Annotated in this window: 22 protein-coding genes; 7 read left to right on the top strand and 15 right to left on the bottom strand. The window is 52.1% G+C overall.

Annotation, left to right across the window (positions count from 1 at the left end; all coding sequences use genetic code 11):
- Positions 1 to 237: 237 nt before the first annotated feature.
- The 5 genes from OH144_RS12280 to OH144_RS12260 all read left to right on the top strand — a co-directional run bounded on the left by OH144_RS12280 (position 238) and on the right by OH144_RS12260 (position 5,337).
- Positions 238 to 1,545 carry a hypothetical protein gene (locus tag OH144_RS12280; protein ID WP_266202533.1) on the top strand — a complete coding sequence of 436 codons (1,308 nt, stop codon included), beginning with the start codon at positions 238 to 240 and terminating at the stop codon, positions 1,543 to 1,545.
- Positions 1,546 to 1,693: 148 nt separating this feature from the next.
- Positions 1,694 to 2,170: a Dps family protein gene (locus OH144_RS12275; RefSeq protein WP_266202532.1), complete on the top strand. Its 477-nt coding sequence runs from the start codon at positions 1,694 to 1,696 to the stop codon at positions 2,168 to 2,170.
- 278 nt (positions 2,171 to 2,448) lie between these two features.
- Complete coding sequence (locus OH144_RS12270) at positions 2,449 to 2,889, top strand: ABC transporter permease (RefSeq protein ID WP_266202531.1); 441 nt, start codon at positions 2,449 to 2,451, stop codon at positions 2,887 to 2,889.
- Positions 2,890 to 3,026: 137 nt separating this feature from the next.
- Positions 3,027 to 4,778 carry an FtsX-like permease family protein gene (locus OH144_RS12265; protein WP_266202530.1) on the top strand — a complete coding sequence of 584 codons (1,752 nt, stop codon included), beginning with the start codon at positions 3,027 to 3,029 and terminating at the stop codon, positions 4,776 to 4,778.
- 307 nt (positions 4,779 to 5,085) lie between these two features.
- Complete coding sequence (locus OH144_RS12260) at positions 5,086 to 5,337, top strand: hypothetical protein (RefSeq protein ID WP_266202529.1); 252 nt, start codon at positions 5,086 to 5,088, stop codon at positions 5,335 to 5,337.
- A gap of 95 nt (positions 5,338 to 5,432) precedes the next feature.
- Here the strand turns inward: OH144_RS12260 and OH144_RS12255 are convergent, their stop codons facing one another.
- Entirely contained in the window at positions 5,433 to 6,707 is a 1,275-nt protein-coding gene (locus OH144_RS12255; RefSeq protein ID WP_266202528.1) for a hypothetical protein, read from the bottom strand.
- A gap of 189 nt (positions 6,708 to 6,896) precedes the next feature.
- On the opposite strand from OH144_RS12255, the gene OH144_RS12250 reads away from it, so the two are divergent.
- Complete coding sequence (locus OH144_RS12250) at positions 6,897 to 7,682, top strand: PhzF family phenazine biosynthesis protein (protein ID WP_266202527.1); 786 nt, start codon at positions 6,897 to 6,899, stop codon at positions 7,680 to 7,682.
- Positions 7,683 to 7,747: 65 nt separating this feature from the next.
- Here OH144_RS12250 and OH144_RS12245 read toward each other — a convergent pair whose 3' ends face one another.
- The 5 genes from OH144_RS12245 to OH144_RS12225 all read right to left on the bottom strand — a co-directional run bounded on the left by OH144_RS12245 (position 7,748) and on the right by OH144_RS12225 (position 13,714).
- Positions 7,748 to 8,386: an NAD(P)H-dependent oxidoreductase gene (locus OH144_RS12245; RefSeq protein ID WP_266202526.1), complete on the bottom strand. Its 639-nt coding sequence runs from the start codon at positions 8,384 to 8,386 to the stop codon at positions 7,748 to 7,750.
- 319 nt (positions 8,387 to 8,705) lie between these two features.
- A complete protein-coding gene (locus OH144_RS12240; protein WP_266202525.1) occupies positions 8,706 to 10,463 on the bottom strand; it encodes a M14 family metallopeptidase in 1,758 nt (585 codons plus the stop codon).
- Positions 10,464 to 10,717: 254 nt separating this feature from the next.
- On the bottom strand, positions 10,718 to 11,419 hold the full coding sequence (locus OH144_RS12235) for a hypothetical protein (protein WP_266202524.1): 702 nt from the start codon (positions 11,417 to 11,419) through the stop codon (positions 10,718 to 10,720).
- Positions 11,420 to 12,609: 1,190 nt separating this feature from the next.
- Positions 12,610 to 13,059 carry a DoxX family protein gene (locus OH144_RS12230; protein WP_266202523.1) on the bottom strand — a complete coding sequence of 150 codons (450 nt, stop codon included), beginning with the start codon at positions 13,057 to 13,059 and terminating at the stop codon, positions 12,610 to 12,612.
- A gap of 40 nt (positions 13,060 to 13,099) precedes the next feature.
- Positions 13,100 to 13,714, bottom strand: a complete 615-nt coding sequence (locus tag OH144_RS12225; RefSeq protein WP_266202522.1) for a mechanosensitive ion channel protein MscS — start codon at positions 13,712 to 13,714, stop codon at positions 13,100 to 13,102.
- Between the two features lie 120 nt (positions 13,715 to 13,834).
- Here OH144_RS12225 and surE point away from each other — a divergent pair, with 120 nt between their 5' ends.
- Positions 13,835 to 14,611: a 5'/3'-nucleotidase SurE gene (gene surE, locus OH144_RS12220; RefSeq protein ID WP_266202521.1), complete on the top strand. Its 777-nt coding sequence runs from the start codon at positions 13,835 to 13,837 to the stop codon at positions 14,609 to 14,611.
- A gap of 77 nt (positions 14,612 to 14,688) precedes the next feature.
- Here the strand turns inward: surE and OH144_RS12215 are convergent, their stop codons facing one another.
- The 9 genes from OH144_RS12215 to OH144_RS12175 all read right to left on the bottom strand — a co-directional run bounded on the left by OH144_RS12215 (position 14,689) and on the right by OH144_RS12175 (position 25,180).
- Positions 14,689 to 15,108 (bottom strand): energy transducer TonB, encoded by a 420-nt coding sequence (locus tag OH144_RS12215; protein ID WP_266202520.1) that lies wholly within the window; start codon positions 15,106 to 15,108, stop codon positions 14,689 to 14,691.
- A 148-nt stretch (positions 15,109 to 15,256) separates the two neighbouring features.
- A complete protein-coding gene (locus OH144_RS12210; RefSeq protein WP_266202519.1) occupies positions 15,257 to 16,546 on the bottom strand; it encodes a hypothetical protein in 1,290 nt (429 codons plus the stop codon).
- Positions 16,547 to 16,580: 34 nt separating this feature from the next.
- The gene (locus OH144_RS12205) at positions 16,581 to 17,408 is read right to left on the bottom strand and encodes a TonB family protein (protein ID WP_266202518.1); all 828 of its coding nucleotides are present in this window, start codon (positions 17,406 to 17,408) and stop codon (positions 16,581 to 16,583) included.
- Between the two features lie 97 nt (positions 17,409 to 17,505).
- The gene (locus tag OH144_RS12200; protein WP_266202517.1) at positions 17,506 to 18,816 is read right to left on the bottom strand and encodes a M56 family metallopeptidase; all 1,311 of its coding nucleotides are present in this window, start codon (positions 18,814 to 18,816) and stop codon (positions 17,506 to 17,508) included.
- Complete coding sequence (locus OH144_RS12195; RefSeq protein ID WP_266202516.1) at positions 18,800 to 19,192, bottom strand: BlaI/MecI/CopY family transcriptional regulator; 393 nt, start codon at positions 19,190 to 19,192, stop codon at positions 18,800 to 18,802. Before OH144_RS12195 ends, OH144_RS12200 begins: the two co-directional genes overlap by 17 nt.
- 143 nt (positions 19,193 to 19,335) lie before the next feature.
- Entirely contained in the window at positions 19,336 to 20,715 is a 1,380-nt protein-coding gene (locus tag OH144_RS12190) for a RagB/SusD family nutrient uptake outer membrane protein (RefSeq protein WP_266202515.1), read from the bottom strand.
- Between the two features lie 18 nt (positions 20,716 to 20,733).
- Positions 20,734 to 23,715: a SusC/RagA family TonB-linked outer membrane protein gene (locus OH144_RS12185; protein ID WP_266202514.1), complete on the bottom strand. Its 2,982-nt coding sequence runs from the start codon at positions 23,713 to 23,715 to the stop codon at positions 20,734 to 20,736.
- Positions 23,716 to 23,937: 222 nt separating this feature from the next.
- Positions 23,938 to 24,516 (bottom strand): phosphoglycerate mutase family protein, encoded by a 579-nt coding sequence (locus tag OH144_RS12180; protein WP_266202513.1) that lies wholly within the window; start codon positions 24,514 to 24,516, stop codon positions 23,938 to 23,940.
- A gap of 61 nt (positions 24,517 to 24,577) precedes the next feature.
- Positions 24,578 to 25,180 (bottom strand): GNAT family N-acetyltransferase, encoded by a 603-nt coding sequence (locus OH144_RS12175; protein WP_266202512.1) that lies wholly within the window; start codon positions 25,178 to 25,180, stop codon positions 24,578 to 24,580.
- Between the last annotated feature and the right edge of the window lie 30 nt (positions 25,181 to 25,210).

Here is a 25,210-nt window from a genome sequence, read left to right as displayed (position 1 = left end):
TGCAAAACCGCGGCAGCGAAGGGAAATGTTGCGGTCGCAAGTATAAAGGATAGTTTCAAAGTAAAAAATTGGCTTTCCAAGCCAGTTGAGTCACAGACTTAACGCCACAGTGGGACACAAGTCCAAAGACCTGCGCCAGATGGTGCCAGAGTATGAGCATTAGTAAATTATAACCTCACACTTCCCTTCAAAACCATATCTTGCTACCTTATCCATACCCATACCAAATCACCAACTATGAAGAAAGTACTTATATTCTTGCTGGCCGTGAGTATCTGGGCCTGCACCTCCACCCAAACCGAAACCACACAGGTAGCCAGTATGGACCAACTGGCCGAACGCTATGTGAAAACCCTGCTCCGGTTGGGCCAGTACGACAGTGATGTAGTAGATGCCTACTACGGCCCGGAAGAGTGGAAGCCTGCCGAGGCAGCCGCAGACTCGCTTCCGGCAGCAGAGTTTCTGAGCGAGTTCAGGGCGATACAGGAGCAGCTACAGGCGCAGGATACTGCCAGTCTGTCTGCAGACGAGCAGCGCCGCCTGGCTATGTTTAAAAAGCAGGTGCTGGCCGCTATTACCAAAGTAGAAATGATGCAGGGCAAAAAGTATAGCTTTGATGAGGAGGCTAAACTGCTCTACGATGCCGAGCCGCCGCACTACGAACTGGCCCACTTCGATTCCATCCTTACCGAGATTGACCGCGAGCTGCCGGGCAAGGGAAGTATAACCGAGCGCTGGGAAGCCTACCGTGCCAGGTTCGAGATACCAAAAGCCAAACTGGATACTGTGTTCAAGGCCGCTATTGCCGAAGCCCGCAGCCGCACCAAAGCGCATTCCAACCTGCCGGAGCGTGAGCATTTTAAGCTGGAATTCGTGACAGACAAAGCCTGGTCGGGCTACAACTATTACCAAGGCAAAGGCTACAGCCTCATCCAGATCAACACCGACTTTCCCATCTTTATAGAACGCGCCATTGACCTGGCCTCGCACGAAGGTTACCCGGGCCACCACGTGTTTAACGTGCTGCTGGAGCAGAACCTGGTGGATAAAAAGGGCTGGAAAGAGTACTCGATTTACCCGTTGTTCAGCCCGCAGAGCCTGATTGCGGAGGGCAGCGCCAACTACGGCATTGAGGTGGCTTTTCCGGCGGAGGAGCGCCTGAAGTTCGAAAAGGAAGTGCTGTTTCCGTTAGCCGGCCTGAATGCCGCTGAAGCTGATCGATACTACAGTATTCTTGCCAAAATAGGTCAGCTGGATTTTGCCGGAAACGAGGCTGCCAGACGCTACCTGAATGGCGAGATTAGCCGCGAGGAAGCCGCCGATATCCTGGTAAAGTATAACCTCTACCAGAAAGACCGCGCCCTGCAGCGCACTCGTTTTATGGATAAGTACCGCAGCTACGTGATCAACTATAACCTGGGCCAGCAGCTGGTGCGCGAGTTTATAGAGGCAAACGGCGGCACCAACGATAACCCTGAAAAACGCTGGGAGCTTTTCAGGGAGCTGCTCTCCAACCCTTACTCGGCCTCCATGCTGCAAAAGTAAACTTTCTTCCGGAACCATAGTTGTATATAGAGGCAGCCGCCCACCTGGATAAGACGGTCGTAGGTGATTTTAGTCATTGGCCGGACGGTGGAGGCGGGCTACCTTTATACTTGTAGAGGATGTTTTATCTATAACCGGACTAAAAACTATGGCAACTAAGAACATGATCGGCATTGATGCTGAACAGGCAGCGCAACTGGCCGACAAATTGAACAGGCTGCTGGCAAATTATCAGCTGTTTTATATCAACGCGCGGGGCTTCCACTGGAACATCTCGGGAAACAAGTTCTTCGAGCTGCACGCCAAGTTCGAGGAACTCTACAACGACGCTATTGTGAAGGTAGACGAGATCGCGGAGCGTATCCTGACGCTGGGTCACACGCCTTTCCACTCCTTCTCATCATACCTGGAGAACGCCACCATACAGGAGGTATCCAATGTGTCGGACGGTGATGTGGCAGTGCGCGAGGTGCTGAGTGCTTTTAAGGTGCTGATCGAGGCAGAGCGTGAGTTGCTGACCCTTTCTGCCGACGCCGACGACGAAGGCACCAACGCCCTGATGAGCGACTACATCCGGGAGCAGGAAAAGCTGGTGTGGATGTACTCGGCCTACCTGAGAGATTAAGGTTTTATACTTTGGCAATGATAAGGAAGCCACTCCATTTAGAGTGGCTTCCTTATTTTATAAAAACAGGTAAGGTATTTTTTATACTTAGTTATATTAATCTAGTATATCAGATAGTTCAGTTCCGTCTATACGACTAACGGTAGGTGACTAAAGGTAATAGACTCCTGTTACCCTCTAGTTATCAACAATGCCCTTCCGTGTAACCCGACAAAAGTTCCCAGACGATAAGGTAACGGGGATAATCTGTTTTTCACTGAAAGTCATAACTTTAAGTCATGATAAAGAACTATCTAAAAATCGCTATACGGATACTCTGGAAAAACAAACTTTTTTCATTGGTCAATATACTGAGCTTGTCATTGAGTATGGCGGTTGGTGTTATTCTTTTTACAGGCCTAAAAGCCGAGTACGATACAGACCATTTTCATCCAAAATTAAATCAAATAGTACGGATACTCACGCAAGAAACAAATGAGGGGGAACAAACCAAATGGGCAACAGCTCCATTGCCGTTGGCAACTCAAATGGAAAGCGTCTCCTTTGTTGAAAAAACGGTAAAAGTACGTCTGGCAGGAAAACACAACTTGCAAACTGACGGAGGTGATGTACCTATTGACATAAAATTTTCAGAGCCTTCTTTTTTTGATGTTTTTGGCTTTAAATTGATGTCAGGCAATGCACAAAGCCTTACCAATAATCCCACTTCCCTTTTTTAACTGAAAGAACAGCAGAAAAGATATTTGGCAACGCCAATGCTTTAGGGCAAACTGTTCGATTTGAAAACTTAGGTTTTTATACCGTTGAGGGAATTATCCAGGACCCGCCTTTAGAAACACACCTGCCCATTGAGGCAATGCTCTCTATTAATGCTGCTGTAATGCTTGAAAAAAAAGGAGCAATCAGTAGTAGTTCACAAAATTGGGGAGACTTCAAGGGTTCAGCCATTTACGCACGTTTAAAATCAGAAGATAATTTAAAGCAGCTCAATGCCACGCTCCAAAACTATAATCGGAAATTGGATAAGAGCAATCTTCAATTTTTGGCACAACCCCTAGAAGATATTACCCCTCGAAACATAGACATTAAAAATGACTACTATGCGGGCGTCGATTGGACGGGCATAAATACGCAACTGTTATTAATTCTATCCTTAACCCTTTTATCTGCTTTCAACTACATCAGTTTGACATTGGCGCGCGCCTTCTCACGAGCGCGGGAAGTAGGTATTCGTAAAACGTTAGGCGCAACAAGAAGACAGATTATTGGGCAATTTTTAATGGAGTCGATCCTTATTTCCCTGTTTGCTTTGCTGTTTACAGTGCCATGTGTTGAAATTCTAATGCCCTATATACCCGAAATGGATGTGGCGTTTTCTTATGATGCAACCTTGATTTTAGGCTTGTTAACCTACGCAGTTATCACTGGCTTAGTCGCAGGGGCATTTCCGTCATGGCTATTGTCAGCGTTTCAGCCCATACAGGTTTTGCGTAAAATGAAAAATATAAAGCTGTTTCAGAGTGTTGCTATATACAAAGCTTTGGTTGTCGTTCAATTTTCAGTGACCATCATGCTGATGATATTATTTGTCATATTAGTTGATTTTGAAAGAAGAAACAATGCAACCATTAGTTCAATCATGACACCTAATATCCTGACACTTGATTTGAAAGGTGAAAAATATGACATTCTCCAAAACGAAATAAGCCAGTTAAGTCAAGTAGAAACGACTTTGGCGACTAACTGGTATTATGATCCTTTTAAAATGGGCAATAGTTCAGTACAATTACATGATAAAACTCTGAAAATAAATTATGTAAGTATTGACCCAAAAACAATTGAAACAGAAGGTATCAGCTTAAAATCCGGGCAAAACTTCCCTGAAGATATGCCCCAAAATTCTGAACAATATGTGCTGGTGAATGAAGCTGCCGCAAAATTATTGGCTTCTGAATCAGAGACTTTAGTGGGGCAAACTCTATTATTGGACTCTGCCTATGTACAAGTCATTGGCATCATGCCCGATCATGTTTTTGATGAACCATCCCCTTTAATATATCGGTATTTGCCAAATGAAATAGCCACTCTGATCGTCAAAGTAAAGCCAAATACAGAATTGGTAGTGACCAAAGCCCTTCAAACCTTATGGGAAAACCATTTTCCGGAAAAAACGGCAAATATTCAATACTTAAAAGACCGCTATACAGGAGAAAACAGTAGAGAGAGAATAGGGTTTTTTGGATTCTTTGCCCTTATAGTCATGATAATTGCTGCTTTGGGCATTTTAGGCATAGCTAGTTATTCCGTAGAAGTACGCACGAAAGAATTGGGTGTAAAAAAAGTATTGGGAGCAAGCAACATAGAATTGGTGTGGGCAGTTACCCGTAATTTTGGCATTCTTATCCTAATTGCCGGACTTATTGGCGTTCCAGCAGGCTTGTTTTGCGGTGATTTATTACGAGAAGAGATGGGAAGTAAAGTTGATTTGAGTCTTATAAATGTAAGCATAGGCTTTGGTTTGGTTGCCATAATCGGGCTACTAACTGTGCTATCCCAAACCATTCGAGCAGCGCATATTGAACCTGTAATAGTTTTAAAAGCAGAGTAAAAAAGGGTAAGGTATTCATTCCCTTTGTGCTCTTTTCTGCCGTAAACGTGACCAAGCCAAACAACCCTAGGTAGGTTATGACGATGGCGCGACAATCAATTCTATTCGGCGACACCATGATGACAATGTAACGACCGACTACAAGTTGCTGACAAAATGTTTATGCAATGGTGCGGTGAGGTGTCAAAGTACTCAATAAATGTACAGGTGAAACAAAAGAAGTCAAGTCTGCACAAAAGGTAACTTCCTAAACGGTGCTATCCACCAGGAATATGGCATTGACTATTCAGTAAAAGGTGAAGCAAGGGTGAAAGAAATTCTATTGAACTCAAAGAATAGAACTTTTGAATTGTCAGACGAAAAAGCTTTGAACAGCATTGGTTTCAACGTTTATACCGATGAAGAACTGAAAGGAATGGAGAGTAGAATGGAAGCAGGAAGTTCTACTTATAGAAATGATAAGGAAATGACCATGCTCGCACACATTCACTTCAACAGGGGTATCAAAAGCAGCGAAAGTAGTTGTTGGGGTGGTAAGTTGGAGAATGAGAAAGAATGAAATTGCCGAACCAAGTGCACCCTCTATACTTGGGCTACGCCTCATCCATCGGCTGCACCAGTATGTTACAAGCTCAAAAAAATCTCCATGCCCCTTTACTTATGCCAGTTTCCCATATGCTCGGCGTGTGTTTTCAAGTATGATCCCGGCTTGTAGAAGGTATCATAAAACTCCAGGTCAAGGTGGTGGGCCTGCAGGTAGGTGATGACGAATATGGAGGGCACGGTACCGGGAAACTTGCCGAAGGTATCATAGATATACTGCGCCTGCAGCGCCACGCATTCCCTGAACTCTTCAGAATGTACTTCTGCCGCACCCCGTACCTTGGCCGACGCTTTCCAGGGGCCTGGTGTGGCGGCGTTAAAAGGGCCGCCATTGCCAAACTTTCGCTCGCAAAGGGCATCCACGGCAGCGCGCATAGTAGGGTAATGGGGTGGGCAAAAGCCTTCCATCACGCCATCCAGGCCTGTGGGGTTAGGGTAAGGCCACCTGTCGTTGGAGTCATACCTGAACCCTAGTCCCGGCACGGCAGGATTACCGCTAGCCCCGAGCATACTAAACGGATCGATACCGTTGAACATCCAGCCACCCAGTCCCATGGCCTGCAGCATCAGGGCACCGGCATAGCAGCTGGTGCTCAGTTCTGCCGTCAGCTCCGCCATCGACCATTGCTCCAGGAACGTGATTGGCCAAACGCTGCTGGGATCTGCCAGGTGACTATATTTTTCGATACCGGGGATAGAGCGCTTGTGGATGTCGTCGGTGAGCACCATGCCGTTCTGCAACATATAGCAGATGGCCAGCAGCACGTGCTGCGAGAGATCACCCACCGGAATCACCAGCAGCGTTCCCGGCTTGTTCACCACCCAGGTATTGTGCGCCTCCACAAAAGGCACCTCACAGGGGACACCTACCCGGCTATCCTGCAGTTTTCTTACCTGGCTTTTCAGGGCATTCACGACTTCATCCAGGTTCAGATTTCCCTCGTTGTCGCGCTCAGCGCTGGCGGGCGCATCGCGGTTGTCGAGCACGTATACGCCTTCGTCGTCGGTAAAGAAGGTCTTGCTGGTATGGAAGCCTGCCGCTGAGGGAAAAGTGCGCCCCCCGGCAGCCCCGGCGTAGTTGGACAGGTGCGGCGCATAGCGCTCGGCCCGGAAGATCATGTGGTGCCAGCTGGTGTTGCCGGCGCAGGCCGTTACCACCAGCAGTTTCTCCAGCTCCGAGAGGGGCACAGGCGCGTGCTTGGATTTGTAGGCAAATACCCCGTCCGGAATCTCGGCCCCCATAAAGAAACGGCGCGAGCGGCGGCCCAGCAGCGCCTCCACCAGCCCGAAATCCATCATTTGCTCAAAACCCTTGGGTACGTCCATGGCTGCGTTTTATACTTTGTTTTACTATAGCTGTGGGGCAATGTTGAGCTGTTGGCTAAGTATAAAACGCACTGCTGCTAAGTTTTTCAGAAGTATGTTTTGTGCTGCTGCCCAGGCACGGGAAGTATGGCAGAAGTGGCTTTTTTGCTACCTTGGTCGTAAAGATTTTTTACCTGAGACGCAATCAACATGAAAAGAATAAACCTATACCAGGTAGATGCCTTCACCGAGAAGGTATTCGGGGGGAACCCGGCCGCCGTGTGTGTGCTGGATGCCTGGCTGCCCAACCAGACGATGCAGCAGATAGCCGCTGAAAACAACCTGGCTGAAACCGCTTTTGTCGTACCGAAAGGGGAGGACTATGAGATCACCTGGTTTACGCCCACGGTAGAGGTAGCTTTGTGCGGGCATGCCACCCTGGCTGCCGCTTACGTGCTGTTTACCTACACTGGCTATACTTCGGAGGTGATCCGGTTTCACTCGCGCAGCAGCGGTTTGCTAACGGTTACAAAGCAAGGTGATGCGCTCACAATGGACTTTCCGGCAGATGTGCTGGAGCCCGCCGAAACGCCGGAGGCCTTGGTCACCGCGCTGGGAAAAGCCCCGCAGGAAACCTACAAAGGCAAAACCGATTACCTGCTTATTTATACTTCGCAGGCGGATGTGGAAGCTTTCAATCCGGATATTGCCCTGATCAACACCGTGCCGGCTAGGGGCATTATTGTTTCGGCACCCGGTAATGAGGTAGACTTCGTATCACGGTTCTTCTGTCCGCAGGTGGGCATCGATGAAGACCCCGTAACCGGCTCTGCCCACACCACACTGACGCCCTACTGGAGCGAACGACTCGGCAAAAAGATGACTGCCAGGCAGCTTTCGAAGCGCCAGGGAGACTTGCAGTGCGAGTTTCTGGGCGATAGGGTAATGATCACCGGGAAAGCCGTGACCTATTTGAAAGGAGAGATAGAAGTGTAAACTACCTTATAAAACAGAACAGGCCACCTCAGAGGTGGCCTGTTCTGTTTTATAAAATACTTGTGTTATACTTCGTCCAGTGCTACAAACAGCTGCTCCTTGTTGCGACGCACTTTCTTGGCTGTGGCCAGGAAGTCAGCCTCGGTATGGCGGTAGCCAAGTGGCAGGAGGGTAACGCTGCGCAGGCCTTTCTCCTTCAGGTTGAGCAGCTCGTCCAGGGCGGCTGGGTCAAAGCCTTCCATTGGAGTAGCGTCCACGCCTTGTTCGGCAGCGGCGGCCAGGGCAGTGCCCAGGGCAATGTAAGTCTGGCGGGCAGCCCACTCATACTTCTGCTCCTGCGTACGGCTTACCACGCTGCCCATCAGGCTGGCTTTGAAGTCAACCAGGGTATCTACCGCCACGCCACGCACGGCGGCAATGTTCTGCATATACTCATCTACCTGTGCCTCAGTGATGTCGTTCCAGGCGGCAAAAATAAGCAGGTGCGATGCTTCCACGATCTGCGGCTGGTTGTAGGCCACTTTTTGGATCTGCTGGCGCAGCTCCGGGCTTTCCACTACCAGTATTGTATAAGGCTGCAAGCCCATGGAAGAAGCCGACAGTCGGGTTGCTTCCAGTATGTACTCAACTTTTTCTTGTGGCACGCGCTCTCCCGTCATGCGTTTGGTTGCGTAGCGCCAGTTCAAATGCTGTAAAAGACTCATTAAAGTGATGTTTGTGTTGATAAATAATGTACGTACATGCGAATGTACTATCAAAACAACTTCTCTGCTACATAAGTTTCAGTTTTTTTCTGGTTGATGTTGCTGCAGATTTATACTTATAGACCCAATGGCAATTTACTACTACCGTAAAGGTGTAAACCCACCCCTGCCCCTCCCGAGAGGGGAATTCCTGCAAGTGTATTATAACTCCCCTCTTCGGAGGGGCAGGGGTGGGTTAATCGCATCTTAGGTTTATACTTTTGAAATGCAAGAAGCCACCCCTCAGGGGTGGCCTCTATACTTTATACTTGCTCATACTTTACAGCGGCAGCTTCACGTCCTGCATCAGCCGGCCTACCGGATAGAGCTGATGGGTGTACTCGTAATGCGGCGTGTTGCGGTACACAAAGTCGAGCTGGGCACGGGCGTTTTTGGCAAACTCCGGGTCCTGCTTTTTGCGCGCTTCCAGTTGCTTGCGCAGCTCGGGATTTTGCTTCAGATACTGGGCAGCCAGGTCCTCAAACACGTAGCTCGAGAAATACTCCTTCTGCATCAGGATCGAATCAAAGAAGTTCCAGTTGAAGTAGGAGTCCACGGCCTGCGGCTCGAGCACTTCCACCAAAAAGCGGTTGGCCTCCTGGTTGAGGTACACCACGTAATCGCCTTTGAAGTACTGGCGCGGCATACGCTTGGTCTCCACTTTTACATCCGAATGCAGGTAATGGCCTTCGTAGGGGCGCTGACCAGTTTTATAGTCGGTGATGTAGTAAGTGTCGAGCGTCAGGATGGTGTCGCGCTTTAACTGCTGCATTTGCACGTTATTTAGTTTCAGTCGCTCGATCACCTCTCGCCAGGCCTGCGGAATAACATAGGCTACCGGCTTTTCCACCGTCACAGTCGGCACAAACTCATCATAATAATTGATCTTCTTGCTGTAGGGCGACTTACGATCATAGTATAAACGCTCCAGTCCGCTTACCTCGCTGGGTTTATACTTTGCCTCGTAGCCCAGGAATGGGATTTGCGCTACTTTGGTAGTATCAAGCCTCCAGTTAAGCGGGAACTGCTTTTGCGTGAGCGTCTGCTGCTTGGCCTGCTGGCGCAGTTTGCCAATCTCGTCGGCATCGCGGTGCACCGTCTCAATCATGTTCTCCATGAGTTTGTAAGTGGCCTGCACGCGCTGGTTAAAGGGCTTGAGCATGTGCGTTTCGGGCACAAATCCGATCGTGTTGTAGAGCGCAGTGTAACCCGTGGCATAACGCGGCGACTCCATAAAGCCGATAATGCCCTTGTCCGGCGTCTCGTCTACGGTATTCATGTACGGCACCATCGGGAACTTGTCCTGCTTCATGCCCTCATACAGCGTGGGCACCATTTTACCGCTCAGGTATTTGGCCAGCGTTGGATTGAGCTTGTTGTGCTGGGTGGCGATGAGTGTCATCACGTGCTGGTAATCGGCTCCGTTGGAGGTATGGTTGTCCATGAACACGTCCGGGTCCCATTCCCGGAAGATCTGCTGAAAGGTCTGGGCGTTGCGCGAGTCGGTTTTGATGTAATCGCGGTTCAGGTCCAGGTTGCGGGCATTGCCCCGGAAGCCATACTCCTCCGGCCCGTTCTGGTTGGTGCGGGTGTGGCTGTTGCGGTTCAGGGCACCGCCGATGTTATACACCGGAATGATGGCCAGTACTACGTTATCCAGCTGCTTGCGCAGCTTTTTGTTTTGCAGGTAATCGCGGGCCAGCATCATGGTGGCGTCGATGCCCTCCGGCTCACCCGGGTGTATGCCATTCTGTATCAGCAGCACCCGCTTGTTCTTTTGTTTGATCGAGGCGGGGTCAAAATCCTTGTCGGTGGAGACGATGACCAGGTGTAGCGGCTGGCCCACGTCCGTTGCCCCGTAAGGCAGCATCTTTACTTCGTCGTAGGCTTCGTCGAGCTTTTGATACCATGCGATGGCTTCGTCGTAGGTGGCGGTCTGGTTGCCGCTGCCCTGCTCGTAAGGCGTTTTCAGGTTGGGTTTGTCTTTATCGGGTGCTCCGGTGCTTAGCAGCGCCGCAAGTAATAAGGTGGTTAGCATAGTATGGTTTTGCGTAAGAACAATGGGCAATGATAAGGATTTCTGAGGGGAAAAGGTAGCAAGGAGGAGGGGAAAGGTTCGGGGGGAGGTGAGTTGGCAGGCAAGCGGAGCCACAGACTGCGGAAAAAGCGGCTCGGGCAGCAATCTGCTCTACCGCTGCGGGGCTGGCTTGTAAAAGGCACAAGGGCGGAAAAACACAGTGGCCACCCGGTAGGGTGGCCACTGTGCAAAATCTAGAAAGACACCGGTTCCTTTTAGTGCTTCTCCACTATTTCTCCGCAGGCTACCGGAAGAGTGGCTATGTATTCAGCTCCCTCCGTGCCGGCGGGGACCACCATATTATCCTTCACATAGGCGCCGTGCAACACGATCACACGCTTGTCCAGTTTAAGGTTTGCCATGGTCTGAGTGCCTTCGTAGGCGGCATCAAAGGCCGAAACCAATGCCCTTGTGTCAACCTTCTCTACATAGCTCAGGTTTCCGCCGGCGTTGGCGTTCGGGAAGTTTTCTACACTCAGGGGCACCAACTGGTCGTCCAGCGGCACAATAACCGGCCCATAGGCGGGCAGCCCGTCAGCTAACGTGAGCAAGCCATCCTCGCCGGCCGCACTTGGGTCGGGGCAGGTAGCGTTCTTGTCCTCCATAACAAAGCCGTGGATGTGCTGCGGGTGCACCATGTTTGGCACCATGTTGCTGGCCTCCACAATCACCTGGAACTTGCCGTCTTCTTTCATCATTATCTTGGCCGTGCCTGTCACCCCGGAGTTATTGAGCGGGCTGAGATATGCGGTGTACTTCATCTCTTTGTCCTTATCATCGTCTCCGTCTTTGATAATGTCGTCCAGGTCGCCCATGTGCTCGCAGCCGGACAGGAAAAGGATACAAAGTGAAGCACTCAGCAAGCCTTTCGCATAGGACATGGATTTTCTGACAGTGGTGTTTATCGTTTGTTTCATAAAAAAAAGTATTTGGGTAAAAAAAATAAAAGTGAATCCTGTGAGAGTTATAAGGGTTGCATCGGCTCTCTTCTGTTCCGCATTCCTGCAGGCGCCTCGCCCACAAGCGGCTCTAGCCAACCTGATCTTCTGGCAGAGTCAACTGTTTCTTTTATAAACTGCTGTTGCCTGATGCTCTGGCCTTGTCTCAGGCGTGCTTCAAACGGGTGGGGTGCCTTCTTTTAGGTGATCTTGTGTCCTTTGCCGGTCTTGCCTGAGGGCCTTTAGGTAACAGGGAGCAGGGCGCATATTTTGCCGCTCAGGTCCTGCCCAAAGCCGAGCAGGTAAGAGTTCAGGGTAACAGCAGGGGGGATAGATATCGCAGAAGTGTTATGGAGCGGCCGGGGAGCCAGGCTAAGATATAAACACCAGCCCGTTAGGTATCTCATAGCTCTTACTCCAGGCGCCGAAAATGTATCGAGCTTTCAGGTGCGGCAGCTTTCCATCGTCAAGGATAAGGCGTCATGTATATGTTGGCAGCCCGCCGTGGCAATGAAGTTACAGCAGCAAAAGCCAGCAAGCCGGCAAGAGGTTTGTGGTAGGGGCTTTCCGGTGTAGTTCCGTTGCTCTTAGTAAAAATTATTCGCATAGCGATGAAATTAGAATAATTATATGTTCTGGTTTTTGCCTGTGCAGTCACAGTACCAAAGATATAGTAAGGTTTAGTATAACTTATCTTTTGTTATATAGTAAATTTGTGTTTTAAATATGATTTTTAGTTGACTTTATGTTGCTTTAAATTGTGTTATAAAATGGTGGATAAGCGGTTGTTGGACACTGTTCTTTTGATGTAATTTATATGTGACGTTAGAAAAGTATAATTATATTACGGTGGGTTTGCCGGGAAGTTGCTTGTTTGTTTCTGCTGCAAATTGATGGCGGGGTTGAAGCAGGAAAAGCAGCGCCTTTAGCATTAGGCTGCCGAGGCTGTTTGCGGAAGGGGAGATACTGAAACGGACCGGGAGTGAAAGACCGCAATTGGCAGGGACAGGAAAGCGTGCAGCCTGTAGGCTGTATATCCCCGGCAGGGTTGTATAAACGCCTGGGGCGGCCTGGTTCCCCTGCTGCAGGTCCACAACTTGGAAAGACAGGTGGCGTCCGGTTATAAAAACAGGACGCACCCTTTACTCCTGGAGGGAAGTACCGCAGTCTTACGCGTAGTATCGGCGGGCTCGGCTTTTATCTTTCTGGAAGAGGTGGTGGTCGAAGCTGTACTTGCCCGGGCCAATGAGCAGGAGCGAGAGGAAAAGTATGGCTGCCTCCATGGCATGGGAGTAACCTCCAAAGCCATCACCTCCGGCTACGTGTTTTAGGGTGGCCACCACCATCGTGATCAGGAGCAGCAGGGTGGCAGGGCGGAAAAGCAGGCCCAGTACCAGCAGCGCGCCTCCGGCTACCTCCGCAAATCCAGCCATAAAGCCCCAGAAAACCGGTGCAAAACCTATTTCCAGCAGCTCCATGTTTTGCCCTATCGCTTCCCAGCGTTCCGGGCCTCCGGCCAGTTTCGGCCATCCATGAAGTATAAACATAACACCGATGCCCACCCGGAGCAGCAGCAATCCGAAGTTTTTTGACCTGTAGCCTGCGCGAAGTATAGCCATGGTGGCAAGTATAGGAATTTACCGTGAATATAGCAACCTGCTAATATACTAAGATTTTTTTGATCAGCAGATTGGCCGGCACGGTGGAAGCATCTAGCCTGGTGAGTTGATCGCTTGGGAGGGAGTTGTGCTCCAGTATAAAACTCATGCCGGACCCTGGAGACAGGGCAACGAGGTTGCCTTCCTCAAAGGTAACAGATTGGATGTTATAGGCCTGCTGCAGCTCGCCATACTTGGAGCCAATGCCTATACCTTTGGCCGTTTTGAAATCGGGGTTGAGCACGCTGATGCGCCATACGTGGCAGTTCTCCTCGCATGCCTGCTCCACTAAAATCCCTTTAGGCTGATCTTCCGGGCGTAGTACGTAGGCCGTGCTTTGCGTGCCTTCTAAATTTAACGTGGTGTCCTTTATACTTAGGCCAGGAGCTATCTGCTCCCGCATCTGCTTTATGGGCATGCCGATCTGTATGTTTCCTACGCGCTGCTTCCCCACTACAAAAAGGGCAGGGTCGGGCTGGGCAACAGCTTCTTCGGTGGGGCCAGGGAGCATGGGCGATTCGGTGGCTGTTGCCGTCTCTTCGTCTTCAGCCTGCTGCGAGAGGCAGGCTGCCATGCCCGCTCCCAGCAACACCGCGTAAAATATCTTCTTTAACATGGTAGTTTTCGTCTCTTTATTTAATAGTTGTAAACCTTGATGTACAGCAGCGGGTTGTAGTATATTAGCGTCAAATACAAAATCGTTTAATTCGTCACACATCAACTGAAAATAATTAAAATGGCTAAACCATTAATCTTAGTTTCCAACGACGACGGCATCACCGCACCGGGTATCAGAACGCTGGTACGCGTAGCCATGCGGGTAGGGGAGGTAGTAGTAGTCGCCCCTGATTCGCCGCAGTCGGGTATGGGCCACGCCATCACCATTGGTAACACGCTTCGTTTAGATAGATCAATTGCCCTGGAGGATCTGGGCGTAGAAGCCTACGAGTGCTCCGGCACCCCGGCCGATTGCGTGAAGCTGGCCAAGTTCCACGTGCTCAAGGACCGCCAGCCCGACCTGGTAGTGAGCGGCATCAACCACGGCTCCAACTCCAGTATCAGCGTGCTGTACTCCGGCACCATGTCGGCGGCCATTGAGGCAGCCATCGAAGGTTTGCCTGCTATTGGCTTCTCGCTCTGCGACTACGGCCACGGGGCAGACTTTACCCATACCGAGGAGTTTGTGGAGAAGATCATCCGCGAGGCGATCGAGCACGGCATACCGGAGAACACGGCCCTGAACGTGAACTTCCCGAAAAAGGGCGGCGAGCCGATAAAAGGCATCAAAGTCTGCCGCCAGGCCCGCGCCAAGTGGCAGGAGGAGTTTGATGAGCGCCTGGACCCGCACAACCGCAAGTACTACTGGATGACGGGCAGCTTCGTGAACCACGACAAGGGGGAGGATACCGACGAGTGGGCGCTGGTGAACAACTATGTCTCCATCGTGCCCTGCCAGTTTGATATGACGGCCCACCATGCCATGAGCATCATCAACGAGGATTGGAATTTTTAATTTTATACTTCCAGGTTAAAGCAATCGCCCCTGCTGATTCGGTTCAGTAGGGGCGGTTATACTTTAGGATTTTACACCTACTCTTTCCTCTTTCTGGCTGAGGCAGGTGCCATGTCAATGGGGATGGTAAAGCGCACCGGCACTAGTTTTTGGTTCTGCATGCCTGGCTCCCACTTACCGCTCATCTTATAAATTGCTTTTATACAGGAAGCGTCTACTTCCGGGGAAAGACTCTGCACTACCTGCACATCGTCTACAGAACCATCTACCTCCACAATAAAGCTTAAGATAACTGTACCAGCCGGCGGGTTTTTAGGCACTTTGATATGAGAGCCAAGAAAGCTGAACATAGCCTCGTCGCCGCCTTGGAATTGAGGGAGCCGTTCAACGTAGGTCCAAGTTTCTTCTGTTGAGACTGCTGTTGAATCTTGGGCAAAAGCTGCATTGGAAAGTATAACTACTGCGGTAAATAGAGTAGCCGTAAATAACTTGTTCATCTGTGTGCGAAATGTAAGAACCCAAAGATATTGCTTCTTTCGTTTATAAGCGCCGGGAGCCTGTCATTTTAGCTGAATAGTATAAACCCCAAACGCCAAGGGAGAGAACCGTAGCCGAAACACAGCTTCAGTATAAGTTACGCAACTCTCATTTTACCTTTAGTTCAAACTTCCGGGCCTCTTCTTTCTTATTAACTATCACAATCTCATACTTTCCTTTCGGCAGCGCAAGATATGAAGGACTAGTCTTTGCTCTAACTTCAAGTATGTCTACGGGAACTGCCTCAGCTATCTTCTCTCCATTTTTAAAAGCTATCACCAGAACAGGAAAGGTAATATCAACCTCTTTCAAGTTAATGTCCACGGGTCTATTGCCATTCTCAAAAAGCCAGCTGGGCCTCTCATGTATGTAGGAGGTGAACGGGTGAAGCACCGCTATATCGGCCCAGGTTTTGCCACGCTCGAACCGGAAAGGCTGGTTCTCCTGATCTAGCAGAACGGAGGGTTGAGCGATGTTGAAAGCTTTAAGAAGTGGGTGGCTCAGTTCTGGTTTGCTCTTTTCACTATAATGCACCTGGTCTATCGTTAATGGATCCATTCCTGTAAACTCTGCCAGTCTTCCGGCCATCGCTTTCTCCCACATGTCGTGTTCCCCCTCCACCACATGGCCAAACCCACAATGGATCAAGAACTTTTCGTTTGGCCGGCTCTTTATAGCTTCCTGAATATTTCTAGCCTGATCTATTTCCCGGGGTTTGCCGTTGCTGCGCTCAGTCGTCTCATAGGGAAACAGGTTATACCCGATCTCCATCGCCACCCTGATGAGGTTCCCAAACTGAGGGTCCTTGGTGTAGTGGCCGGTCTCCATAACGGGGTACTTTCTGCTATGAAGCAGGTTGTCTTTTAGTTCCCCGTTGGTTAAGGCTTCTAAGCCAAGGTTTTTATACCCCTTGTCGTAGAGCTCCTGGAGAAGCGATCTGGTAAATACCCGGTGAAGGGAACTATGGTGGGCCTCGTTTATAAGGATGACCTGGTGTGACTTTGCCTGCTCCACAATATACTTCAAGGCTGGAACTACGCTGTATTCTGAGCGAAGAGAATCTATCTCACGCTCCGTATAAGGTGCAAACTTTCCAGGGATTGCCATATCCCACTGCTCCAACGCTTTCCTGTAATCGCCCTTCGTGGCAAAATCTGCTGCTGCCAATTGATACTTCCAGGCAACTGTGTCTTTCTCCGTTCTCTCCGTTATGTCAGCGCTAAATTTGTAGTTATTCTTAAAAGCAATGGTCTCTATTGGTGCTGTACTTTTACACCCTGCTACCAAGGACAACACGGAGAGAATGAAATAGAACACACCACCGGACTTCGTTTGACGCTTCGTACATGTTGTCAGAATTTTTACCAGCGGGTTAATAGGAGGTATGTATCGCCTCATGCGTTAATTCCTTATTAAATCAATAAGCGCTTTTCTACTTACCTCCTGCCTCACTACCTACAAACTGCACCGGCAGCGCCAGTTCTGCGGCTACAGCCTGCCCGTTTTTAGTAGCAGGCTGCCATTGGCCGGAGGTAGCTTTTACGGCTGCTGCTGCGGCCTCTGCCAGCTTGGCAAGTATGGTTTTGTTCTGCAGGTTAAAGGTGGAGGCATCCATGTAGTCGAGCGTGGCGTCGGGGCCCACGGTTTTCTTTAACTTGGTACTAGCTAGTTTGATGTTGGACACCGTGCCGTCTTTCTCTACTGTGAACTTTACCACTACGCGGGCGTTCAGGTGCTCTTGCTTCGCCTCCTCCGGCACTTTCAGGTGCTGGTTTATCGTTCGCATCAGCGCTTGCTGCCCGCCCTTAAATTGTGGCTGCTGGTCTGGCCCGGCGGCATCGGCAGGTGCATTCTTCATGGCAAAACGTACGGGCAAAGTATACTGTACGGCTACTGTTTTGCCATTCTGCTTGCCCGGCTGCCATTTACCGTCGGTCATCTTCGCCACGCGGGTTGCCTCGGCATCGGTGCTGGTGCTCAGGGATTTTACTACCCGCATATCGTGTACGGAGCCGTTGGCGTCTATCACAAACGAAAGCACCACCAGCCCCTCCACACCGGCTTTTATGGCATCGGCAGGGTAGTTAATGTTACTGCCCAGGAATTTCATCATTTCCGCTTCCCCGCCCTTGAAAACAGGCATCTGTTCCACGTAAGTGTAAGGTTTTTCTGATGTTTGCGCCAGTGCGGATGGGGCAGCAGCGAGTATAGCCATACTTAGCAGTGCGGCAGCGGTTAGTTGTCTGAATGTGTTTTTCATGATTTTGTATGTTTTAAGGTTTGAGAAAAGACAATAGGTATCCTGCATCAGCCCAAAACGAGCTGAAAAAGGTCTTTCAGGAAGGATAAATTATACTTTACCTGATGGCGAAGCGGACGGGCAACGTATACTGGACGGGAACTGCTCTGCCGTTCTGCCTGCCGGGGTGCCACATGCCGTCCATCTTTTCTACCACGCGGATGGCTTCCTCTTCAGTGCCATCGCCCAGCGACTTCACCACCGTGATATCGTGCAGGCTGCCATCAGCTTCTACCACAAAACTCAGCACTACCAAACCCTCGGTACCGGCGTCCTCTGCCTGTTCAGGGTAGCGGATATTTTTACCTAGGAAAGCTAGCATTGCCTCATCCCCGCCTTCAAAGATTGGCATCTGCTCCACATAAGTATAAGGCTGTTCTCTGGATGGGGCAGGAGCAACCACCTCAGCGTCTCGAAGGGGGGCAGGCGGAAGCTTGCTTGTCAAGCTATCTGAGGCAGCGGTTAGGCCTTGGTGTTCGGCCGTAGCCTGCTGTCGGGCAAGCAGAAAGGTTAAGACCAGTAAGAGCGGGGCGGCGAGCAGCGGGCGTATCCAGCTTGGTTTGCGCCCCTGCAGTTGCAGCATGTGCAGGCGCTTAAGCACCTGGGGCTTGGTAAAATAGCTGCCTACCGGCAAGCCCATACTTAGCAGGGCCTCCCTTGAGAGGAGCGAAGTATACTTTTGTGTTTGGTGCCTGGTCACCACGGCGTCGTCGGCCTGGTATTCGTGCACATCGCGCAGCTCCTGCTTTAAGAGCCACACGGCGGGATGAAACCAAAGGATGGCCGAGAGCACTTCGTATAAGAGCACATCCCAGGTGTGGCCATACTTCACGTGCGCCAGCTCATGGGCCAGGACCTGCTCCCGCTCCTGCGGGTGTAACTGCTCCTGTAGTCGGCTCAGGAAAATATTCTTGCCAAAAGCAAAGGCGGGGTAGGGACTGTTCAGGTGGTATAGGTTTATCCCTTCGGCCTGCCGGGCAAGTGTAGCCTGTGCCTTCAGCTGCCGGATCTGCCACAGTTGCCGAACCAGCTTAAAAAGCACAAGCGCCACACCCAGCAAGTATAAACTTAGAAGCGCCGTGTTAACCAACTGCACTGTTGCCGCAGTTTCCGCCGCTGCCGGGGGATAGGGGTTCACAACAAGCTCATCCAGTTGCACTGCCTGCAGTGCCTGGCTGGCAAAAGTATCCGGGGCAAGTAGGGTAGGCCACTTGATGAGGGGGAGCCGCAGCGCGATAATAGGGGCCAATAGCAGGTAGGCCCGGTTAAAGCGGAAGCTGTTCTGGCCCCGTAGCACCAGGATGTAAAATAGGTACAAAGCCAGCAGGGCTATGCTTATCTTTAATGTGTAATTAAGTATGGCTTCCATCGCTGTCGCTTTTTTCGTCCAGATCCTGTTTTACGTGTTTAAGCAGCTGGTCGAGTTCCTGCACGTTCAGGTTGTTATCCTTGGCGAAGAACGACACCAGCCGCTCGAAGGAGCCACCGAAGTAGCCGCTCATAAAGTTCTTCAGGAAGAAGCTCTTATACTTGTCTTGGTCTACCAGCGGGAAGTACTGGTGCGACTTGCCGAAAGCCTCGTGCCCCACAAAGGCCTTTGTTTCGAGTATACGCACGATGGTAGACACGGTATTGTAGGCTGGCTTGGGCTCCGGCAACTCCTCCAGAATGTCGCGCACAAAAGCCCGCTCCAGCTTCCAGAGCACCTGCATGATCTCTTCCTCTGCTTTGGTCAATTCTTTCATAGAGGTATAACTAACTGTGATGATGTAGTAAAGATATAACTATATACTTAGTTTCAAAACTAAAAGTTTAGTTAATATAGAAAAATAATAAAAAAAGCGGCTCCTGAAAGTATAAGAGCCGCTTTTAGACATTAAAAAGTTTTCTACCCTGAGTAGCCGGGGTTCTGCGTCAGCTCTCCCTGGCTGGCGTCTATCTCCCTCCTCGGAATTGGCATCACCAGTTCCGGCGAGTTCCAGGGGATGGTGTAGGCATCTCCCTCCAGTACGTCTTCAGTGCGTTTGATGTCGTGAATCCTGAAGCCCTCGAAGGCCAGTTCCAGGCGGCGCTCCAGCAGCACATCCTCCAGGGTAACGCTGCTGAGTAGGGTAGCGCCGGCTCGTTCCCGGATGCGGTTTATGTCCTCGAGCGGGGTGGCGCCCACCGCCGAGCCCAGCCTCAGATTGGCCTCTGCACGGATCAGGTACATCTCGGCCAGCCGCACCACCGGAATGTTTTGGCCAAAGTCCGTCCACTTGCCGGTTTGGATGTCGCCATACAGGAAGCCCTCGTAAATGAGCTCGGAGAGGCGGGCATCCTGCTCTTCGTAGAGGTCGTAGGAAAGCACGGCAATGTCCCCGCGGCCAATGCCTTCCAGGTCGGCATAAAAGGTGGTGAGTCCGTCGTTGGCGGTACCGGCATTGTTCTGGTCATTCTGCTGTATCTCCCAGATGGACTCGGCGGTGTTATCGTTGCGGAAGATGGCCGTCACGCTGGGGTTCAGGTTAAAGGGGCCTTCCTCAATTACGCGGTTGGCTTCCTCAAGCGCTGCCGCGTACTCCTGGCGCTGCAGGTGCAAGCGGGCCAGGAAAGCACTAGCGGCATAGGTGTTAGCCCGTTCCTCGTTCAGCTCGGGCAAGAGTTCCTTGGCGCGCTCCAGGTCCTGCTGTGCCTGGGCATATACTTCGGCCACGGTGTTGCGCGGGGCGAAGGTTCTCGCCTCCTCTTCGGTGGTGACAGCGGTGGTGCGGATCGGCACGCCCAGGTTGGTGTTCGGGTCACCGTCGTTCCAGGCCCTGCCATACAGTCTTACCAGCTCGAAGTGCAGCATGCCACGCACAAAGAGCGCCTCGCCCTCCATCCTGTCGCGGGTAGCGGGGTCGCTGACGATGTCCAGCTTGCTCAGGATAATGTTGGCCAGGTTGATGGCGGCATAAGCCCCCACCCAGGTCCGCTGCGCCTCGATGTTGTCGGAAGTCATGGTTTTGTTGGCTACTTGCCGGTAACCGGCAAAGGTACCGTACCAGGCTACGTTCTCCTCCGCCCCAAGTAGTTCGGGCAGCAGCAAGAGGTTGGTGCCGTATAGCTCAGGCCCTCCGAGTATGGCATACATTCCGATCACGGCACCCTGCAGGTCATCTTCGGTAATGATGGCATCCCTGGCGTCAATCGACTGCTTGGGCTCCACATCCAGCATGTCTTCGCAGGCCGTGGAGCCGAGGCAAAGTATAAACAGGGCGGCTAGTATTTTATGTCTCAGTTTCATGTCGTTTCAGGCTAAGGGTTACAGACCAATGTTTACACCAATCGTGAAGGTTTTGGCAAGCGGAGGGGTGTAGAAGTCGTGGCCAAGGTTCACGTTGCTACGGCCGAAGTAGGTGGTGTTCACCTCCGGGTCGTAACCGTCGTAGTCGGTAAAAGTGGCCAGGTTGGTTGCCTGCACGTAGATTCTGGCCGACTGCAGGCCAACTCTGTCGGTGAGGGTAGCCGGAAGCCGGTAGCCCAGGTTCACATTGTTGATCCTCAGGAAGGAGCCATCCTGCACCCAGCGGGAGGACCTTCCCCCGCCGTTGCTCGCCAGGTAGCGGGCCTGCGGCACATCGGTCACATCACCCGGCTGCTGCCACCGGTTCAGCTGGTCCTTGGTCTGGTTATCGAAGTAGTCGCCGTTTACCGACTGGAAGAACCCGGCCATGTTGAAGATGTCGTTTCCGGACACGAATTGCAGGAGCACGTTCAGGTCGAAGCCCTTGTAGGAGAAGTTGTTGGTAAGGCCCCCGGTAAAGTCGGGGTTCGGGTTGCCTACCCGCTGCTCCTCGGCCAGGCTATAGTTGCTGGTGGTCTCATCGCTGCCGGCCTGCACATAGTACAGCGCATCCCCGGTCTGCGGATCCACGCCGGCATACTTCGGCCCCCAAAATACCCCCATCGGCTCGCCTTCGCGTATCTGACCAAGCCCTCTGGAGTTGCCGAAAATCGTGTTGCCGCCTAGGTCAGTCACCTTGTTTCGGTTGAAGGCAATGTTAAAGTTGGAACTCCACAGGAACTCGCCCACCAGGTTCTGCGTGTTCAGCACAAACTCAAATCCCTTGTTTTCCAGCTTACCGATGTTCTTGGTGATGATGGTATAGCCGTTGTAGCCCGGGATGGGCAGGTTGAGCAGGAGGTCTTCGGTATTCTTGATGTAGTAGTCCACCTCCCCCGTAATCCTGTCGTTAAACAACCCGAAGTCGAGGCCTACATCCAGCTGCTTGGTCTTTTCCCAGCGCAGGTCCTCGCTCGGCAGGCTGGCGGGTACCAGGCCGGCCAATTCTTCGTAGGCAGCGGCACTATAAAGGGCTAAGGGGGCAAAATTGCTGATCTCGGCGTTACCCGTTAAGCCATAGCTAGCCCTCAACTTCAGGAAGCTGAACAGGTTGGACCCGCTCAGGAAGGGCTCCTGCGTCAGGATCCAGCCGGCAGAGGCCGCCGGGAATGCTCCGAAGCGGTTGCCTGACCCGAACCGGGAGGAGCCATCCACGCGCACGCTGCCGCTGAACAGGTACCTGTCGCGGAATACGTAGTTGGCACGGGTGTAATAAGAGGCGAACACATAGCCCGTCTCGGAGGAGGAGCCGCTCGTAATGCGGGCGGCGCTGGCAATTTTCTGGAACCTGTCGCTCGGGAAGCCGCGGGCCTCGACCGAGGCAGCGCTCGTGTTCGCCCGCTGGTAACTGAAACCGAGCAGGGCCTCCAGCTTGTGCTCACCCCCGAAAACGCCGTTGTAGGTGAACGTGTTGTTGGTGTTGTAGTTGGTGGAGGTCAGCTGCGAGTTGTACCCGTAGCCGGAGGGCCCCCCGTCCTGCGTTTGCCTGCCCAGGTAGAGCTCTTCCTGCAGGTTGAGGAAATCGATGCCATGCTCGGTTCTGAAGCGCAGGTTCTGCAGTACGTCCACTTCCAGGAACGCGGTACTGATCGTGCGGTAGGTCAGGGCGTCGTTAAAGCCGTCGCGCTGGTCGATCAGGTTGTTGTAGTAGAGCGTCTTGCGGTTAAGCTCCCCGGTTTCCGGATCGATCTTGGGCTGAATAGGAGGCAGGGCGTTCAGCTGGATGACATTCGAGAAGGCATTGTCGTCGGATACGCGCTGGTTCAGGGTGCGGATCAGCGAAACGTTGGTCCCGATCCTGACGCGGTCGCTGATGCTGTGGTCCACGTTGAAGCGGCCGGAGGCCCTGTCGAACTCGTTGCCCACCAGGATACCGTCGGTGGTGTTATAGTTACCGTTGATGTAGAAGCGCGTCTTCTCGTTGCCGCCGCTCAGGGCGATCTCATACTGCGATACGCTGCCAGTTCTGAACGGTTCTTCGCCCCAGTTCTGGTCGTACGGGGAATTGATGTCGAGGCCGTTTCTGGCGAAGACACTGGCAGGGTCGCCGCCTACGTTCTCGATGGCCTCGGAGAAGAGCTCGATGTACTCCTCGGCATTGAGGAACTCCCGGATCTTGGTGGGGCGGCTGAAGCCGGTGTAGTAGTTGAAGGTAACGTTCGTCTTGCCGGCCTGTCCGCGCTTGGTGGTGATGATCACCACGCCGTTCGAAGCCCTGGAGCCATAGATGGCGGCGGCCGAGGCATCCTTCAGAATCTCGATGGAGGCAATATCGTTCGGGTTAATGTCAGCGATGGGGTTGAGTGGCTCGGAGTTGGACGTTCCTAAGTCGGATGAGGTAACGGGTATGCCATCCACCACATAGAGCGGCTGATTGCTGGCCGAAACCGAGGCGGCCCCGCGGATGCGGATGTTGATGCCCTGCCCCAGCTTGCCGCTGCCCTGGTTAATATATACGCCGGCGGCCCGGCCCTGCAAAGCCGTCTCCAGCGAAGGCGTGGGAATGTTGGCGATCTCCTCGCCGGATATCTGCGCGATGTTGCCGGTCAGCTCCTGCTTCAGCTGGGTACCGTAGCCAACCACCACTACCTCGCTCAGCTGCTGCTGATCGGGGCTGAGCTGCACGTTCACAGTAGCTCTCCCGGCAACGGGCACTTCCTGTGGGGCCATGCCGATGAACCGGAACACGAGCGTGGCGTTTGGCTGAACGGTGAGGTTGTATTCGCCGTCACTCCCCGTCGTGACGCCATTCGAGGTGCCTTTCTCCAGCACGGTTACACCCGGAAGGGCAGCGCGGTCGGCGGCGGAGGTAACCCTGCCGGACACGACCTGGGTCTGAGCCCATGCCACCGGGAGAAGCATCAAGAGCATCAGAAGGGTAAGTAGTACATGTTTCTTCATAAAGCTATGCGTTTGTGAGTAAAAGAGATAAAAGCGCCTGTTTGGCGGCAGATACAGGGTTATAACCTCTCTGTTCCTGTATAAACCGAGGTTCATATGGGAGCAGGAGGTGACAGTTAGCCTGGCCTATACTTTGAATGCAGTGCTAGAGATACTAGGATTTAAGTATGTTTAGATTATACTATGCGGTGAGATGTAAGTTGCATATATTTAAGTATAAATTTATTTATACTTCGAAAGCATATGCACCGCCAGGAAGCTGTTCCCCCCGTTTATACTTGCCTGCCAGCCCAGACGCTTCAGCTCCCGGAGTATAAAGTTATTGAGCAAGCCATGCGCCACCAGCACGGTGGTGTGGTTCTGGCGGGCGTCTTGGTCCAGAAGCTCGGCGGCTCTCCGGGCGCGGGCGCGGGCCTGCCGGAACGTCTCGATGTCGCGGCTGTTGAAGCCCAGGAACCACAGCACACGGGCACTCAGGAGCCACAATTTTATGGGCAGGCGCAGGAAGGGAAGAGAAAAGATGCGCCGTTCAAACTCCCGGAAGGTGGCGTCAATCCTGAGTTCTACCTCCTCCCCGAAAATGGCACGCGCGGTTAGTTGCGAGCGCACCAGCGTGCTGCAGTATACTTTCTTTACTTGCTTATAGGGAATGGCTTCATGCTGCAGCACGAACTCCTCCACCTGGGCCGCATCGTAGTCAGCGATGTACTTTCGGGCGGCCTCCACATCAAAAAAGCCACTGCGCTTCACCCGGGGCTTGGCGTGGCGAATCAGGAAAATGCGGTTTGGAGCAGTGTTCAAGTATGGGCAGTGTTGGTGATGGTATAAAGTACCGCCAACGGGCTGCTGTGGTTGCTTTTAATTAAACAGAAGTACCGGTTGCGGAAAGGTCGGCGAACACGCGCTGCCTGATACCCGGCCACTCCGCCTTCAGGATGCTGTAATAGATGGTGTCGCGGCGGCGGCCGTCGTGCATCTGCGTGTGGCTGCGCAGCACGCCCTCCTCGATGGCACCCAGTTTGAGCATAGCGCGGCGGGAGCGCTGGTTCAGCACGTCGGTCTTTAGCTCCACCCGCTCCATCTGCAGCACCTGGAAAGCGTACTGCAGTAACAAGAACTTACAGTGCCGGTTGAGACCGCTGCCACGGTAGTCCTTGCTGAGCCAGGTCCAACCAATCTCCAGGCGGCTATCAGGTATGGAGATATTGCCATAGCTGGTGCTGCCGGCTAGTTGCCCGGTAGCCTTATCCACGATCATGAACGTATAGCGGGTGCTGTTGGCAAAGCCACGCGCCACGGTCTCAGCCCATGCCTGCAGCTCCTGCTCATTGCTGATGCGGCCAGGCATAAAGCGCCAGATTTCCTCCTCGAAGGCAATGGCTCGTACGCCGCTAGTATCAGAGGGCTTGTAAGGGCGTAGCAACACGCGGCTGTCCTGTAGCAGAATGTCTTTGCGGAAGTCCATGGGAAAAGTATAGCTGTGGGAGGGCAAGAT

This window comes from Pontibacter kalidii (assembly GCF_026278245.1).
Lineage (GTDB): Bacteria > Bacteroidota > Bacteroidia > Cytophagales > Hymenobacteraceae > Pontibacter > Pontibacter kalidii.
This window is presented reverse-complemented; position numbering and strand designations above follow the sequence as displayed.

What these genes read in the sequence shown, in the direction of transcription:
- OH144_RS12280 (WP_266202533.1), top strand. Translation starts at nt 238, where the DNA reads ATGAAGAAAGTACTTATATTCTTGCTGGCCGTGAGTATCTGGGCCTGC.
- OH144_RS12275 (WP_266202532.1), top strand. Translation starts at nt 1,694, where the DNA reads ATGGCAACTAAGAACATGATCGGCATTGATGCTGAACAGGCAGCGCAA.
- OH144_RS12270 (WP_266202531.1), top strand. Translation starts at nt 2,449, where the DNA reads ATGATAAAGAACTATCTAAAAATCGCTATACGGATACTCTGGAAAAAC.
- OH144_RS12265 (WP_266202530.1), top strand. Translation starts at nt 3,027, where the DNA reads ATGCTCTCTATTAATGCTGCTGTAATGCTTGAAAAAAAAGGAGCAATC.
- OH144_RS12255 (WP_266202528.1), bottom strand. Translation starts at nt 6,707, where the DNA reads ATGGACGTACCCAAGGGTTTTGAGCAAATGATGGATTTCGGGCTGGTG.
- OH144_RS12250 (WP_266202527.1), top strand. Translation starts at nt 6,897, where the DNA reads ATGAAAAGAATAAACCTATACCAGGTAGATGCCTTCACCGAGAAGGTA.
- OH144_RS12245 (WP_266202526.1), bottom strand. Translation starts at nt 8,386, where the DNA reads ATGAGTCTTTTACAGCATTTGAACTGGCGCTACGCAACCAAACGCATG.
- OH144_RS12240 (WP_266202525.1), bottom strand. Translation starts at nt 10,463, where the DNA reads ATGCTAACCACCTTATTACTTGCGGCGCTGCTAAGCACCGGAGCACCC.
- OH144_RS12235 (WP_266202524.1), bottom strand. Translation starts at nt 11,419, where the DNA reads ATGAAACAAACGATAAACACCACTGTCAGAAAATCCATGTCCTATGCG.
- OH144_RS12230 (WP_266202523.1), bottom strand. Translation starts at nt 13,059, where the DNA reads ATGGCTATACTTCGCGCAGGCTACAGGTCAAAAAACTTCGGATTGCTG.
- OH144_RS12225 (WP_266202522.1), bottom strand. Translation starts at nt 13,714, where the DNA reads ATGTTAAAGAAGATATTTTACGCGGTGTTGCTGGGAGCGGGCATGGCA.
- surE (WP_266202521.1), top strand. Translation starts at nt 13,835, where the DNA reads ATGGCTAAACCATTAATCTTAGTTTCCAACGACGACGGCATCACCGCA.
- OH144_RS12215 (WP_266202520.1), bottom strand. Translation starts at nt 15,108, where the DNA reads ATGAACAAGTTATTTACGGCTACTCTATTTACCGCAGTAGTTATACTT.
- OH144_RS12210 (WP_266202519.1), bottom strand. Translation starts at nt 16,546, where the DNA reads ATGAGGCGATACATACCTCCTATTAACCCGCTGGTAAAAATTCTGACA.
- OH144_RS12205 (WP_266202518.1), bottom strand. Translation starts at nt 17,408, where the DNA reads ATGAAAAACACATTCAGACAACTAACCGCTGCCGCACTGCTAAGTATG.
- OH144_RS12200 (WP_266202517.1), bottom strand. Translation starts at nt 18,816, where the DNA reads ATGGAAGCCATACTTAATTACACATTAAAGATAAGCATAGCCCTGCTG.
- OH144_RS12195 (WP_266202516.1), bottom strand. Translation starts at nt 19,192, where the DNA reads ATGAAAGAATTGACCAAAGCAGAGGAAGAGATCATGCAGGTGCTCTGG.
- OH144_RS12190 (WP_266202515.1), bottom strand. Translation starts at nt 20,715, where the DNA reads ATGAAACTGAGACATAAAATACTAGCCGCCCTGTTTATACTTTGCCTC.
- OH144_RS12185 (WP_266202514.1), bottom strand. Translation starts at nt 23,715, where the DNA reads ATGAAGAAACATGTACTACTTACCCTTCTGATGCTCTTGATGCTTCTC.
- OH144_RS12175 (WP_266202512.1), bottom strand. Translation starts at nt 25,180, where the DNA reads ATGGACTTCCGCAAAGACATTCTGCTACAGGACAGCCGCGTGTTGCTA.